The organism is Aeromonas sp. FDAARGOS 1405, assembly GCF_019048265.1.
GTDB classification, from domain to species: domain Bacteria; phylum Pseudomonadota; class Gammaproteobacteria; order Enterobacterales; family Aeromonadaceae; genus Aeromonas; species Aeromonas veronii_A.
In genome coordinates this window covers 2726764-2741689 of sequence record NZ_CP077311.1, presented here as the reverse complement: position 1 = coordinate 2741689, position 14926 = coordinate 2726764, and the positions used below count along the sequence as shown (strand labels likewise).

The 14926-nt window shown below is 55.0% G+C and carries 12 protein-coding genes; 1 reads left to right on the top strand and 11 read right to left on the bottom strand.

The window, feature by feature from the left end; genetic code table 11:
* Positions 1 to 14: 14 nt before the first annotated feature.
* From tssK to I6L35_RS12865, 9 genes are all read right to left on the bottom strand, one after another.
* Positions 15 to 1349 (bottom strand): type VI secretion system baseplate subunit TssK, encoded by a 1335-nt coding sequence (gene tssK, locus I6L35_RS12905; RefSeq protein WP_005347303.1) that lies wholly within the window; start codon positions 1347 to 1349, stop codon positions 15 to 17.
* 2 nt (positions 1350 to 1351) lie between these two features.
* Positions 1352 to 1867, bottom strand: a complete 516-nt coding sequence (tssJ, locus tag I6L35_RS12900) for a type VI secretion system lipoprotein TssJ (protein WP_216978373.1) — start codon at positions 1865 to 1867, stop codon at positions 1352 to 1354.
* The gene (gene tagH, locus I6L35_RS12895; protein ID WP_216978372.1) at positions 1867 to 3102 is read right to left on the bottom strand and encodes a type VI secretion system-associated FHA domain protein TagH; all 1236 of its coding nucleotides are present in this window, start codon (positions 3100 to 3102) and stop codon (positions 1867 to 1869) included. The genes tssJ and tagH overlap by 1 nt, the downstream gene beginning before the upstream one ends.
* A 39-nt stretch (positions 3103 to 3141) precedes the next feature.
* Positions 3142 to 4140, bottom strand: coding sequence for a type VI secretion system baseplate subunit TssG (tssG, locus tag I6L35_RS12890; protein ID WP_005347306.1), 999 nt, complete (start codon positions 4138 to 4140; stop codon positions 3142 to 3144).
* Positions 4104 to 5870 (bottom strand): type VI secretion system baseplate subunit TssF, encoded by a 1767-nt coding sequence (tssF, locus tag I6L35_RS12885; RefSeq protein WP_216978371.1) that lies wholly within the window; start codon positions 5868 to 5870, stop codon positions 4104 to 4106. Before tssF ends, tssG begins: the two co-directional genes overlap by 37 nt.
* Positions 5871 to 5873: 3 nt before the next feature.
* Positions 5874 to 6305 (bottom strand): type VI secretion system baseplate subunit TssE, encoded by a 432-nt coding sequence (tssE, locus tag I6L35_RS12880; RefSeq protein WP_005347308.1) that lies wholly within the window; start codon positions 6303 to 6305, stop codon positions 5874 to 5876.
* A 6-nt stretch (positions 6306 to 6311) separates the two neighbouring features.
* The gene (gene tssC / locus I6L35_RS12875; RefSeq protein ID WP_216978370.1) at positions 6312 to 7793 is read right to left on the bottom strand and encodes a type VI secretion system contractile sheath large subunit; all 1482 of its coding nucleotides are present in this window, start codon (positions 7791 to 7793) and stop codon (positions 6312 to 6314) included.
* Between the two features lie 37 nt (positions 7794 to 7830).
* Entirely contained in the window at positions 7831 to 8334 is a 504-nt protein-coding gene (tssB, locus tag I6L35_RS12870; protein WP_005347310.1) for a type VI secretion system contractile sheath small subunit, read from the bottom strand.
* Positions 8335 to 9302: 968 nt separating this feature from the next.
* Positions 9303 to 9680, bottom strand: a complete 378-nt coding sequence (locus I6L35_RS12865; protein ID WP_216978369.1) for a hypothetical protein — start codon at positions 9678 to 9680, stop codon at positions 9303 to 9305.
* Between the two features lie 667 nt (positions 9681 to 10347).
* Between I6L35_RS12865 and I6L35_RS12860 the strand changes: the two genes are divergently transcribed.
* Positions 10348 to 12528 carry a hypothetical protein gene (locus tag I6L35_RS12860; protein WP_216978368.1) on the top strand — a complete coding sequence of 727 codons (2181 nt, stop codon included), beginning with the start codon at positions 10348 to 10350 and terminating at the stop codon, positions 12526 to 12528.
* A 116-nt stretch (positions 12529 to 12644) separates the two neighbouring features.
* On the opposite strand, the gene thrC is transcribed toward I6L35_RS12860, so the two are convergent.
* Together thrC and thrB are read right to left on the bottom strand one after the other, a co-directional pair.
* A complete protein-coding gene (gene thrC, locus I6L35_RS12855) occupies positions 12645 to 13919 on the bottom strand; it encodes a threonine synthase (protein ID WP_042052978.1) in 1275 nt (424 codons plus the stop codon).
* Positions 13916 to 14926 (bottom strand): homoserine kinase, encoded by a 1011-nt coding sequence (gene thrB / locus I6L35_RS12850; RefSeq protein WP_216978367.1) that lies wholly within the window; start codon positions 14924 to 14926, stop codon positions 13916 to 13918. Before thrB ends, thrC begins: the two co-directional genes overlap by 4 nt.

The window sequence follows — 14926 nt, the reverse complement described above, 5'->3', positions numbered from 1 at the left end:
TTTCCTTGATGCGATCACTGGCTACGGATGGCCCAGAGCTGCATGTCGAGCTCGGGGAAATCGCCGGCAATGTGGAAGGCGAGGGTGTTGCTGACCGCCAGCATCTGCCAGGCCGGGCTCTGCCGGTCGAGCTGGAAGTAGCTGTAACCCGCGTGGTAGGGGAGCTGGCGCGGCGCCACCGGCAGCGGCAGCAGTGGAATACCGGGCAACTGCAGGCTGATGAGCTCGCGGATCTTGTCGCTGGAGGCCACCTTGGTCTGCTGCAGCAACTGCTTGCGCAGCTGCTCCTGGGGCATGCGGGCACGCACCGCCAGCACGAAGTCGGCGCTGGCAATCAGCTCACTCTCGTTGACCATGGCTACCATGACGCCGTACTGGTGCTTGCGCAGCTGGATGGAGACGGCGCGCGGAGACAGCACGGTACTGAGCGCCTGACGCAGGGCCAGCATCACCGGCTCGAAGCTCACCTGCTGATCGTCGTGACGATAGGCCGGGAACTCGGGCGGCAGGCGGGACTCGTCGGTAAAGGTCATCAACTCGCCACAGAGCTGCACCAGCGCCTCGTGCAGCCGCTCGGGGTGCAGGGTGCCAAGACGCGCCAGATGGGAGAGCTGGGGCTGAGCCCGGTTGAGCAGCTGCAGCATCATGAACTCGGCCACATCGGCCACCCCCTGCTGACCCGGCGCGGCAATGCGCTGGGAGAGGCTGCGAGCCCGCTCGGCCACGAGACCAGCCGATTCGCCGAGGAAGCGCTTGAGGGTCGGGATGGCGGAGACGCTGATGCTGCAGGGCATGAAGTTGGGATCCAGCACCAGACCGCCGTCCGGACGTTTGTCCAGAATGCGGGCGATGGCGAGCGAGGCGTAGGCGCTGCGATCTTCCCGCTCCAGCATCAGCCGCAGGCTGACCCGCCCCACCTCGAGGGAGACCACATCCCCCCCTTCGCTGTGCAGGTCGCGCACATCATGACGATGGGCCTGTAACCGGGTAGCCACCTGACCGCCCTGCCCCACCTCATTGACGCCGCTCACCGAGAGCGGCAGGGCCAGATAGACCTTCTGGTTGGCCACCGAGGCGTCGGTGACTTCCAGCGGGGTCGGCAGCACGTCGTCGTTGGGTATGTTGAAGACGGTACCGTCCGGCAGGATACCCGTGGCCCCCACCAGCGCGATGCGGCCAAAGCCGAGGTAATCCTCGTTGATAGCAAGCGACTGCAGCCCGTAGAAATAGTCGGACAGCGCGCTCAAACGCGCGTGCAGCGCATAATCCGAATGTCTCTGTTGTTGCTGGAAGTGCTGGGGCTTGATAAAGAGCCCTTCACGCCAGATAACCCGATTTCGACTCGACATAATTATTCTTCTTCTTTTTGTAGTTCCACTTCATCCAGGCGCAGGTGCACCAGGATGTGATAAGCCGCGCCCTTGCTCTTGACCTTGATGACCTTGCGCCACTCGGCACTGTCCGGATCGGCGTACCGTGCAATCACGCCGATGTAACGGGTCTTCTCGTCGAGCTTGACGGGGGGCAGGTATTTGAACTGGCCCGGCAGCAGGGTGTACTCCTGATGGTCGAGGTAGTTCTTGCCAAGGGCCTTCTCTACATCTGCCGTCACCTGGTCGTAGTCGGTGGCGAGCAGCCTGGAATCTTCCGCCAGCAGCACCACCTGAAACTCGATGGGTGCAGCCTCCCCGCTCTCGTTGGGGTTGACGTCAGGCTCCGCCAGCAGGCTCAGCCCCAGGGTGGAGGGCTGGTCATCGTTGCTCCCGACCTGGACATCCGGGTTCATGACCACATCGGCCATCTTGCCCATGGTGGTACAACCGGCCAGGGCCAGCAGACAGGCCCCAAACCACAGTGCACGTATCATCAAATCAGTCCCTGTTGCTGACGCACGGCCTGGTCATAGGCCTGGGCGTAGACCTGATGGAACAGCTTGTCGAACCCCTGCTGACGGGCAGAGGTGAGCTCGCGGTAGTAGTGCTGGTACATGTTCCAGGCCCACCCCTCATCAGCCATACCCGGCGCGCCGCTGCGGCGGTATTGCTCGAAACGGCCGAGCAAGGCTTCCGGTGAGAAGGCCTGCAGGATGCTGTCGAGCGCCGCACTGATGGCCTGCTGGTTCGCTACGTGGTGGATGCGCACGTTGTGCAGGCTCTCGGCCACCGCGGCCGGCGCGCTCAGGTGCACCGGGCTCTTTTGCTCGGCAAACAGCACCGCCAGGGTCTCGTCATAATCGAGGCCAAGGCGCAGCGGGTTGTCCTCGATGGGGCGCAGGTGCTTGTCTGCCAGCGCAGCCTGATCGCTTTGCAGTTGCAGCAACCCCTCCACCATGGCCCGCACTGTCTTGCCCATCTCTTCGAGCATGTCGTGAGCCTGTCGGGTGTCCTGCAACTGCAACGGCTGACCCAGCCCGCGCATCAGCGGCGTCAGGGCGACGTGATCAACGTCCTCCAGTGGCTGGAAATCGGGATGGTTCTCGATGTTGGGCATATCCAGAAATTCTTGGTTCATGGTGTTCTCGACAGCAGAAAAAGGGGCAAGGGAGAGGGTGTCCATCTCCGGTTGAAAATGCGGTTGAGCCTGCGGCTGGGTATCCATCAGCGGGCCAGGAGCCGCACGCTCCTGCTGCAATGCCAGCAGGGGGTCGACCGCCAGGGTCCGAGGATCATCCAGGGTCTGGGTGTGGTGGTGATCGCTGGCCAGCCACTCATCAAGCTGTTCGGTTGGACGGTTGCCCAGCACCTGCTGCAGGCTCTGCTCGGGGGAAATGGCACCGAGATAAGCGCGCAGCCGGAACGGGCCGACCACCAGCTCGTCCCCCTGCTCCAGATGCACCTTGCGAGCCCGCCCGATGGGCGAGGTAGCACCATTGATGTAGGTCTGGCCGCTCAGATCGCACAGGCAGAAACGACCGTCATTAAGCTCGACCCGGGCATGGGCCGGCATCACCGCCCCCAACCTGTCTCGCAGTTGCCAGTCATCCTGTTTGGAGGAGCCCAGGGTGCCTCCCATCTCGTCGAAGCGATATTGCACCTGCTGGCTGCCGTCGAGCTGCTCGCTGTTAAGCACCACCAGAGATAGTTGCTGGTTAAAGTCGTCCACATTCACTCCTGCACGTATTCCTACACTGAATTTCTGTGCTTATTCCTGTACACAGATCGTCACGAACGGATCACTCGGCGGTTGGCCGAGAAAGGTACTCCACCCCAGACGGGCACTCTGCTCTTCACCAAGTCGCAGCCCCTTGGCCTGCTCCTGGCCGAAGCCAAGCCGCAGATCCCAGGCCAGCTGATCGCGCAAGATGAAGGAGACAAAGGTCACCAGGGCGTGGAAATGCTCCCCGTTCGGGAGAAATCCGAGAAACTGGCCAAAACTCAGATCATTGATTTTCAATAAAAACTTGCCGGCACAATCATTGACCTTGTCACCGATGACGAAGTCCTGCCCCAAGGTAACGCCAGCGCCGCCCAGACGGTTTTGCTGCTCCTCATGGATAGGCACCTTGCGCCACTGCCAGGCGCTCACCTCTACATCCGCCAGATCGAAGCAGTGGGCCACCAGACCGGCGACCACCTCGGGCGAGCGGCTGGGGCTGGCCAGCATGCCCGCATAGGAGAGCATCTTGGCGCGGTTGACCGGCAGGCTCTGGCAGACGGCGTCGTTGCCAAGCCCCACCAGCGCAAACATCAGGCGGGAGAACCCATCCTCACCGTCGTCCTGAAAACGGACGTGGTAGCGATACTTGCGCCAGATCCGGTGCAGCAGGGTCAGCAGACGGTGGTGGAAGAAATCCAGAAACAGGCCGAGCTTCTGCTCCCCCTGGGCGTACTCCCACGCCAATGAGTCGAGGTAGTACCCCGGCATCGGCGACTGGCTGCCGTGCAGACCCAGAAAGGCCACTTCCAGCTCGTGACGCCCCTTCTCGTCGCGGCCAATCTGCAGCACGTCACTGGTGGGAAAGCCCAGCGATGCGGTCGCCTTGAAACGAATATTCTCGTCACTTGGCAGGTGGTCGAGACCACGCTCCTGATCGGCGCCATCGAGCCGGTTGAGCAGCTCGACCAGCTGGAAGAAATTAAAACGGGGCGCCTCGTTGGCGGCGCTCACATCAGGGAGTGCTGACCGATCTGGACTGGCCACTGATAGCGCTCCTTGTTATCGAGATTGACCACCTCAAGCAGGTGGAAGGCGTTGACGCTGGCATAGAGCGAGAAGAAATGGGCCAGCACGGTACTGAACAGATAGAGCTCCCCTTCGCTGCCAAAGGCGGACTGACGGATGGAGAGCACCGACTTGAGCCCCCGCACCGGCATGCCGCGCACCAGCCTGTCCACCGGCTTGGTCTCGATCTCCTCTATGCCCGCCAGCCGCTTGCGCGACGCCTGCTCCGCCTGCTTGTCGTGCAAAGCGGGAAAGTCATAGGTACGCAGCACCTGTACCAGGGCATCGCGGCGCAGCAGAGAGACATAGTTGAGCGACAGGTTGGAAATCAGGGTCCAGTGCAGGCTGCCATCCAGTGCCGGGCGCAGCGGCCGGGTCGGCCGGATCAGGTTGCGGAAGGTGGCAAACGACGGCGAGCTGCCGGTCGGCACGCAGATGCTGCCGACCTTGAGGCGGGCGGCGCGGGAGCGGTTGGTACAGGTAAGCGTCACCGAGATGGATTCATCGAGATCGACCGTGGTGGTTTCATCGCCCCGCACAAACGAGAGGCTGTGCTCGAAACCATCACCACTCACCGACTCCCTGACGCGCACCCGGTAATAGAGCGCCAGCCGCTGCTTGGCCCGCTCGATCTGGTGCTGAAAACTTTCGAACGGCTGATAGATGCGCGGCGTGCCGCGAGAGCGCCCCAGATTGCCCTCGACCCAGCCTTCAACCTGATCCACCGAGAAAATTTCGAAACTGTCGGCATAGCGATAGCTCGCCTTGAGCGGATATTCCGCCTGACGGCCGTTGAGATTGACCGGCTCGCTATCGTGCTGGAACAGGTTGATGGCCGGCACACAGTTGAGCATGAAAGAGTCGGGACGGATCTTGAGTTCCGCCGGCAAGGGCCGGTCGAAACAGAAATGAATTTTGAATTCACTCACCGGCAGCGGCTGTTTGGGCCACTCGCCACCGGAGAGTTCGAAGAAGAGGAAGCTCTCCGGAAAGCAGAAATACTCCTGCAGGATCCGGTAGCCGGAATAGACGTTGTTCGGATAGGGCAACAGCGCATCGTCGCGCTCGAAGCCGACCGATTTAAGGGCCCTGGCCTCCTGACGAAAGCGCTTGCCGTCGATCTCCAGCTCGATATGGGAGAGCTGGTTGGCGAGCCAGAAGTAGAGCTCATACGCGGTGTAGCTGTCGCCACCCAGGAAGAAGCGCAGCTTGTCCAGCTGCAACTCGCTGAGCAGCAAGGGGGCATGCAGGGCGATATCGAGCGAGATGGTCGAAAGATCGTTGCCACTTTGCGCCGTCACCTCGCGCATCTCGGCCGGATAGACCCAGGCATCGTGACAGGTTTGAAAATGACAGGTCACATCGTCAATAGGCAGACTGTCGAGTTGGCAGCCCTGTTTCACCAGCGCGGGCTGGGCGATGGCCCCCGGAATAACCGAAAACTGCATGATGGTCATGCTGGGGACGGGACGCAGGTAGTTTGGCCAGAGCATATTGAGCAGACCGTGGGTCAGCTCGGGAAACTCGTCTTCAATTTTTGCGCGCAGGTTGCCCGTGAGAAACGCAAAGCCTTCCAGCAGGCGTTCCACATCCGGGTCGGTATTCTGCTCCGACAAAAAACGGGTGAGTTCGGGATAGCTATCGGCAAATTCGCGCCCTTGCAGGCGCAAAAATGCCAACTCATCCCTGAAGTAATGTTCCAGCGACATTGATCAGACCATGCGGTAGTGGCGGTGACTGTCCATATGGACGTTGAACGAGGTAACTTGCTCGATATGCTCCAGCCGCACGTGGGCCGTCACCTGAAACGACATCTCGAGCGGACTCGCCTGATAGTCGGGTGAACGGACATCCACATGCACAATCCGCGGTTCATAACGACGGATGCATTGCCGGATCGCTTCGCGGATCCGCCCCTTGATATCCGCACTGCCCTGAGTGGCGTCATTGAGATCGATGACGCCAAGCTCGGGAGCACTGCGGCAATTGCCGGGACGGGTGTTGAGGATCTGTTCGAGCTGCCGCTTGACAGAATCAACCAACTCCTCAACCTCCGAACGGGGAGAAGGGCTCAGCCCCTCCCCCCGTATGCGATCGAACAGGCTGGCCGCATTTCCTCTATCCCAGGAAGAGAGATACGGCATCGGGCCTTATTCCTTGTCCAGTCGACCTACCAGAGAGAGCTCGAAGCTCGCCCCCATGTACTTAAAGTGCGGGCGCACTGACATGGCAACCTGATACCAGCCCGGCTCCCCTTCCACATCCAGCACCTTGATCTGGGCGGCGCGCAGCGGACGACGGCTGCGGACCTCTGCCGGCGGATTTTCCTGATCGGCCACAAACTGCCGGATCCAGCTGTTCAACTCCCGTTCCAGATCCTGACGCTCCTTCCAGGAGCCGATCTGCTCGCGCTGCAGCACTTTGATGTAGTGCGCCAGGCGGTTGATGATGAACATATAGGGCAGTTGGGTGCCCAGCTTGTAGTTGGTTTCGGCCTCGCGTCCTTCCTTGGTGTTCGGGAACACCTTGGGCTTTTGCACCGAGTTGGCAGAGAAGAAGGCGGCGTTGTCGCTGTCCTTGCGCATGGTCAGGGTGATGAAACCCTCTTCCGACAGCTCGTATTCACGACGGTCAGTGATCAGCACTTCGGTCGGGATCTTCGCCTGCAGCTGACCCATGGCTTCATAGACATGCACCGGCAGATCGTGGATGGCACCACCGCTCTGCGGACCTATGATGTTCGGGCACCAGCGGTACTTGGCGAAACTGTCAGTCAGGGAGGTTCCCATCAGATAGGCGGTGTTGCCCCACAGATAGTGATTGTGATCCGAGCTGATATCTTCCTGATAGTTGAAGCCCTTGATGGGATTTTCAGTCGGATCATACGGCAGACGGGCCAGGAAGCGCGGTGCGGTCAGTCCCAGATAACGGGCATCTTCCGACTCGCGCAAGGCGCGCCACTTGGTGTAGGCCGGCCCTTCGAATACCGATTTCAGATCCTTGATGGAGGGCAGATCGGTAAAGCTGTCTACACCAAAAAAGGTCGGTGCAACGGAAGAGATGAAGGGGGCATGAGCCATGGCGCCGACCGCGCTGACATACTGCATCAGCTTGATATCGGGTCCGCTGTGGGTAAAGGCGTAATCACCGATCACGGCACCCACCGGCTGACCACCAAACTGTCCATAACCGCTGGAGTAGACATGCTTGTAGAGACCGGACTGGGTGATTTCGGGGGAAAACTCGAAATCTTCCAGCAGCTCTTCCTTGGTGGCGTGCAGCACCTGGACCTTGATGTTCTCGCGAAAATCGGTGCGATCCACCAGCAACTTCAGGGAGCGCCAGGAGGACTCCATCTCCTGCAGCGGCTTGGCATGGAGGATGACGTCCATCTGCTTGCCGAGCTTCTTGTCGAGCTCGACAATCATGCTGTCCACCAGTGCCTTGTTCACCGGACTGCTGGCAGTACCGCTATCCAGAATGTTGGCGATCAGGGCTGCGACCCCCTGCTTGGCGACGCTGTAACCCTCATCAACCGGGGTGATGCGCGCTTGTGCCATGATTTCGTCCAGCAAAGAGGACGAGGAGGCGGCATTCGCCCCCGCTTGAACCTGTTCTTCGACCAAAGACATGTTTGTTCCTTCTCGTTCAGTCAATACAACCCGCCGATCACTCGGCTGGCTTGATCAAATCCAGCTCTTTGAGCAACTGCTCACGAGCCTCATCACTGGACAGCAGATCCTGCAAACGATTGCGGAAGGCAGGGATATTGCCGAGCGGCCCCTTCAGGGCAACCAGCGCCTCACGCAGTTCCAGCAGTTTGCGCAGTTCGGGCACTTGCTGGGCCACATTGTCAGGAGTGAAGTCTTCCAGGGACTGGATTTTGATCGAAACCGGCAGCTCGTCCTGGCTGTTCTCTTCCAGACGATTTGGAACGGTGAAGTTCAGTTCCAATGCCGATTCTTTCATGACAGATGAGAAATTATTCTTGTCGATGGAGACAGTCTGACGCTCCTCGATGGGGGTATCTTCGGTGCGTCCTTTCATGTTGCCGACCACCATCATGGTCAGGGGAAGTTCTACTTCTCCCTGTTGACCACCAGTCGACGGTACATACTTGATATTTATACGTTCTTTGGGCGCGACTGTGGCGCCATCAATTCCTTTTCCCATGCTCTAGTACCCGATTTTGAGGTTTTATCAAGAGGGGCTGAGCTTATATTCAATATAGCCAGCCTCAACTGTAATAAATTACAGTTGAAGCAATGACCATATTAAACAGGGAAAATTCCGAGTAATAACTTTAATATTTTGTGACATATCAATAAGCCGTCACGGCGCGACCCGCACGGCACCCAACCTCTTGTCCTCATATTTATTTCTTTTGATACCGTCAACGCTACCTCGTTGCTTTGCATCATAAAAATAAAAACAAAACACAATAAAATCATAAACATGCGTTCATTTCACAAAGGTTTTCAGCGCCAGAAGCTTTAGTGACATCTTGTTCGGCACATTATCGTTCTCGGCACATCCATATACGACAAATTCTGACATATATGAATCAAGGGAATGTGATACGTGCTGGATGGCATGATCTTGAACAAAATTGTAACCGGAAATGACAACCTGACAATCGGAATAATCTGACATAAAACAGGAGGCCAAAAATGGCAGAAACAGATAAGTAAAAATTACGCCATTAAAAAACAGTGATGCGTTTATATCCCTGATTAAATTTATTTGAGAGCAAGCCATAACACCGTCAATGGGAGCACTCCCTGCTAACACTGGAGTCAATCAGGAACGGAATGGGCAGTGGAAATCAGCCCCCAAGCACCTGCGTCTGTTTTGACGCTGCGCCCAGTCAGCAGAGGCAGAGGGATGTCACCATCATTCACCAAGCGCATGGTATGGCTCCGGGAATAAATATGAGCCTTGATCAGAGAGCAGAACCGTTCGCTCGAGCCACCGGAGCAGGGATCCCTCGCTGGGAAGATGGGGCGTAATAAGAGGCACAACCAGATCCCGCTCTTTGCTACATAGAGAAGTGCACCTTACTCCACAAGAGGCGTCGTTCAGTGCGCCAAAAAGCACGGGGGCCTGATGGCCCCCGCAAACACACCGGATGAGAAAATGCCTTACTTGGCGGCGCTATCCTTCACGCACTTCTGAACAAAGCTGTTCTTGGCCGCGCCGGCCAGCTTCTTGTCGGCCGCCGCCTTCTCGCACTTGGCCGCCGGATCCACCGCCGCGCCCGTCTTCACGCACTTCTGGATAAAACTGTTCTTGGCCGCACCGGCCAGCTTCTTGTCGGCGGCCGCCTTCTCGCACTCGCCAGTTGCGGCGCCAGCGGCATCTTTCACGCACTTGCCGATAAAGCTGGTCTTGGCGGCGCCGTTAAGCTTTTTGGCCGCGGCCTGCGCCTCGCACTGCAACTGGGCTGCGTCGTTGGCAAAGACCGGATTGGCCAGCAGCACGCTGCCGCAGAGCAGGCCGAACAGGATGGTACGCTTCATGGGAGATCTCCTCTCTATCTGGTGATGTGTTTGCATGGTCATATTTGTATGACAATGTGTTGCAAATGGCTGTGATGGCAACAGCTGATTGTTGCCGCAGATCCCCCACCTCGCCAGCTTGGGAGCGGAGCAGAGGGCAACCATCGCCCGCACTATAGCGCCGATTGGCAGAGCGGGATTGTCCCCGCCAGCCATCCCTCAGCGGCAAGCCAGCCCCCCAATTCCAACCCACACCCGCCAACCCCAATAAAATCAAGGGCCATGGGAATCCGGCGTCCGACCTTTGCTGTTTTTTGAACCAGCGCAAAAAACCAATTATTACTGACAGTTACGCCACTTTTTGGCTGGTGCGGCCAGATTCGATTGGCTTAACATAGCCATCCGGTGCCTATTCATCTGTGGTGGGCTACTGCCCTCGCTGGTTAATGGAGCATATTGGAGGCTGTAATCCACGGGCGGTAGCTTTTTTTTTGGAAAAAATATCACTAAGAAATGTAGCCATTCTATATATAATATTTACAACCAAGCATGACTATACATATCAATCTTACTTCAGTCTTTATTTAATGGTAAGCAGGTGTAATTTAACCACCTGAATTATTACATAATTTTCAACCAAGATAATTGTTATCGATATTTAATCGATACGATAAATAGGGGAATAACAATGCATGCTGAAGATGTCAAAGATATGTTGCTAGCAATAGAAGATGGGTTTTTATTTGAGTCATTCGCCCAAGAATTTATGAGCTCATATTTAGGATATAAGTTTTCAAGCAGCGGTGGTATAAAAGACAAGGGGATCGATGGTTTCGAACATACTACAGAAATTGAGGGAAAACCAAAATCTATTTTCCAGATGTCTATAGACAAAAAGACTCACATCAAAATAGAAGACACACTGGAGAAGTTAAGTTTAAATAACATTGATTATTCTAGATTAACATACATTACAAATGTATCAGTGAAAAATAAAGATGCATTGATGGATCTGGCGGAAGAAAAATATAATAAAAACTTACGAATCTATGATGGCCAGTGGATTGCAGACAATAGTAATCAATCAGAAGCAACTAAGGCAACCATTCAGAATTTTATTTCTCGCCATCTACGTGAGATGCAAACTCCGGGAAGATCATTTGTTGTGGATGATTTTATAAAAGATCCCAAACTGTATGTTTTTCTTATGCAGCAAATAAAAGGTGGAGAGGAAAGTCAAGATTTAAACAACAAATTAATCGACAGTCTAATAATATACTCACTACGAGAAACAGATCCTGACAAATCAATATTAATGACTGCTGATGAAATTGAAAAATCAGTAAAAGAAATGTTTGACTTTGAGGTTGAAAGATTAAGATCAAAAATAAACAAGAGACTTAAGCACCTCACTCAAAAGCCCAATAGAAAAGTAAATCATCATACAAGAGATAAGGATGATCGCTATTGCCTACCATTTGAGACACGACTTGAAATTATTGCTAGCAATAGCCGAGATCAGACTTTATATGAAGGATTCATGAAAGAGTCTGAGCAAGTTATTACAAATAAACTCAATGGTGAAGATGTCAAAGTAAAAGAATTAAGTCGCATTTTAAAGAAAACAATAGAGCTTATATATTATAATCAAGGGTTGGAGTTTTCCAATTTTCTATTAAATGGTGGCTCAGCGGATATATTTGAAGTAAACCTTTCTGATACGGTTGATTTAGTCTTGGATAGTTCAGGTGTTATTGATAAAAACCGGACTAAAGTGAAAACAGCATTGATATTAGCTATACGAGAGATTGTTTATTCTGGCTCTGAACTTTCTAAAATATATTTAAAGTCGCTATCCAGAACTTATCTTATGCTATTTCTAATGAAATGCGACCCTAAAATAATCACTTTCTTTCATGCCATGGCGGGGCATATGCGAATTTTTGTTTGCACATCAATCCTTGTGCCTGCCTTCTCTGAGGTATATTTAGAAGAACAAAACAAAAGATATTGGAACTTACTGAAGTCAGCGAAATCCAGGGGTGTTAGATTGCTGGTTAATGACACTATTCTAGATGAACTACTTGCTCATATTAAGAACTCCTATCGAATTTATAATGAGCAATACTTGGAGAATGCAGATAGATTTAAAAAAGGCACAGAGGAATTCATTGGGCAAATATTAATAAGATCCTATTTCTATTCAAAAAACGAGGGAAAGGTAAAGTCGTACACATCCTTTTTAGACAATTTCCTATCTATTGACTCATCATCTTCAAAGCAAGAATTAATAGATTTTCTAAGTGAGGAATTTGGAATTGAATATGTATCTTCAAACACTCCTGAAATGAAGGTGGATTTAGATCAGTCAGATTTCTCGCTATTATTTGAAGAGTTAAAAGGTGTCAAAGGCTCTGTAGGAAAAGCTAAAGCTGATGCAAACTTAATTTTAACTATATACGCACTTCGCTCAGCCCATGGTGAAATGAGATCATCTATTGAGGGATATAAAACATGGTGGCTTTCTTCTGATACTGCTACGCATAGAACAGTCAGTCGACTATTTAAAGAAAAATATCCGGTTAGCTGTTACATGAGGCCAGACTTTCTCTACAACTACATTAGTTTCACCCCTCCCAAGGAGAAGGTTGCCGCTTTGTATGAAAATACATTCCCTAACTTGTTAGGTGTGCAAATATCCAATCATGTATCACCGGATATAGGGAAGAGGGTATGTGATATGATCACCGAGCATAAAAACAGACCAGACGGGAGAGTAAAAGGAAAAATCAGGAAAATTTGCGACGATCTAAAATCTAGTACAGGCCTTGATTATGAGGATAAGCTCTCATCTTTTTTTGACGATTAAGAAGTATTTATAGCCAACCCTGTATACAACCATTCAACACAATACTTTTAACAGAATAATAAAAATCCCCCATCACCGGGGGATTTTTATTTCTATCGATTATCTCGACACAACAGTTAACCCACCAAAAACGCCCTTAACCGGGCAAACTCCGCTGGCAAATTAACGGAGAGCAGCGGCAGTTCGGCATGCTTGGCAAGCGGGCCGGGCAGCGGTACATCGAGATTGAGGATCTCGTCCACCGACTCCTTGAACTTGGCGGGATGGGCGGTGCAGAGGAACACCCCCACTTCATCCTCGGCCAGCTGTTCCCCCAGCAGATCCCAGGCAATGGCGCCGTGGGGCTCGCAGAGGTAATCCAGCTGGTGCAGCCGTTTCAGGGCAGCGCGAGTCTGGGCGTCGTCACGCATGCCAGACCCCAAAGTCTCCAGCGCCCAACCCTTGCGACGGCAGAGCTCTTCTACCCGCGGCCAGTTGTTGGGACGGCTGACATCCATGGCATTCGACAGGGTTGCCACTGTCTGGTGCGGCTCCCACTGACCGGTTTTCAGGTAGCGCGGCACGGTGTCGTTGGCGTTGGTGGCGGCGATAAAGCGCTTCACCGGCAGCCCCAGCGCCTTGGCAATCAAGCCTGCGGTGAGGTTGCCAAAGTTACCGGACGGCACGCTGATCACCGCCTTCGCGCGGTCAGCTTTCGGTAGCTGGGCCACCGCTTCGAAGTAGTAGCAAACCTGCGCCAACAGACGGCTGATATTGATGGAGTTGGCGGAGTTGAGGCCAATGGCCTTTTTCAGCGCCTCGTCGTCAAAGGCCTGTTTTACCAGCGCCTGACAGGCATCGAAGTCGCCATCGATGGCGATGGTGCGGATATTGCCGCCGAGGGTGCAGAAAAGCTTCTCCTGCAGCGGGCTGATCTTGCCCTTGGGATAGAGGATCACCACCTCGATCCCCTCCAGCCCGTAGAAGGCATGGGCCACGGCAGCGCCGGTGTCGCCGGAGGTGGCGGTGAGGATAGTGATCTTGTCGTTGGTTCTAAAGGCCGCGAGGCACTGGGCCATAAAGCGGCCGCCGAAATCCTTGAACGCCAGGGTCGGGCCGTGGAACAGCTCAAGGGCATAAGTGCCATCCTTGAGTTTCACCAGCGGCGCCGGGAAGGTGAAGGCGGCGTTGATCAGCTCGCTCACTTTCGCTGCAGGCACTTCGTCCCCCAGCAGGTGGCTCAGGATGCGGGCAGAGCGTTCGGCCAGCGGCAGATCCAGCAGGGCATCCACATCGGCCAGCGGTTCGAGTTGTTCGGGGAAGAAGAGCCCCTGTTCGCGACCCAAACCCTGACGCACCGCCTGCGCGAAGCTCACTTGTTCGCTGTTGTCCTTGATGTTGTAGAGATTCATAGCTCGCTTCCTGTTACCCGTGCCCCGGCCATGTCCAGTTTGCAGACCCGGGCAAATCCATCTTCGTTCTGCACGAAATGTGCTTCCATCCAATCCTTCATCCGCTCGGCCTGCGCCAGATCCTTCATCACCACAAACACGGTGGGGCCGGAGCCGGAGATGCCGGTGGCCAGCGCCCCGTTCTGGGCCGCCTGCGCCCGCACCTCGGCAAAGCCTTCGATCAGCGCCGCGCGGTAGGGCTCGGCAATCACGTCTTTCAGTACGCTCGCCGCCAATCCCTCCTGCCCGGTGTAGCTGGCGTGGACAAAGGCAGCCAGGCGGCGGCCATAGGTGAGGCAATCCTGACGGCGATATTGGGCCGGCAGAATGGCGCGGGCCGCGGCGGTAGAGACGACGGTGCCCGGGTAGCAGACCACCCAGTACCACTGATCGAACACCGGAATGCCCTGGCTGATGACGCCGTGCTCTTCCAGCACCAGCTGCATACCGCCGAGATAACAGGGGGCCACGTTGTCATAGTGAACGGAGCCGGAGATACGCCCCTCCATCTCCCCCATCAGCAGCAACATGTCGTGCTCATTAAGGGGCTCGCCGTGGAAGGCGTTGAGCCCTTCCAGCGCCGCCACCACGCTGCAGGCGCTGGAACCCAGACCCGAGCCCACCGGCAGGTTCTTCTCCAGCACCATCGCCAGCGGCTTGAGTTTCAGGCCCCGCTTCTCCAGCGCCTCGCCATAGGCTACCCAGCAGTCATGGAGAATATTCTTTTTCGGATCGTCCGGCAGCTTGTGGGCGTAGCGGCCCACGGATGAGAGGGCGAACGGCACGTCAGCCGCTTTTACCTGCACCCGATCGCCGAGCAGAGAGCCATCCACGGGGGCGAGCGCCGCCCCCAGAACATCGAATCCCACGCTCAGGTTGGCGCTGGAGGCTGGGGCATAGGCAACCACGCTTCTGTCATTACCCATGGCGCCTTCCGTCATATAAGAGGGGTACATGTCTGAACTCAT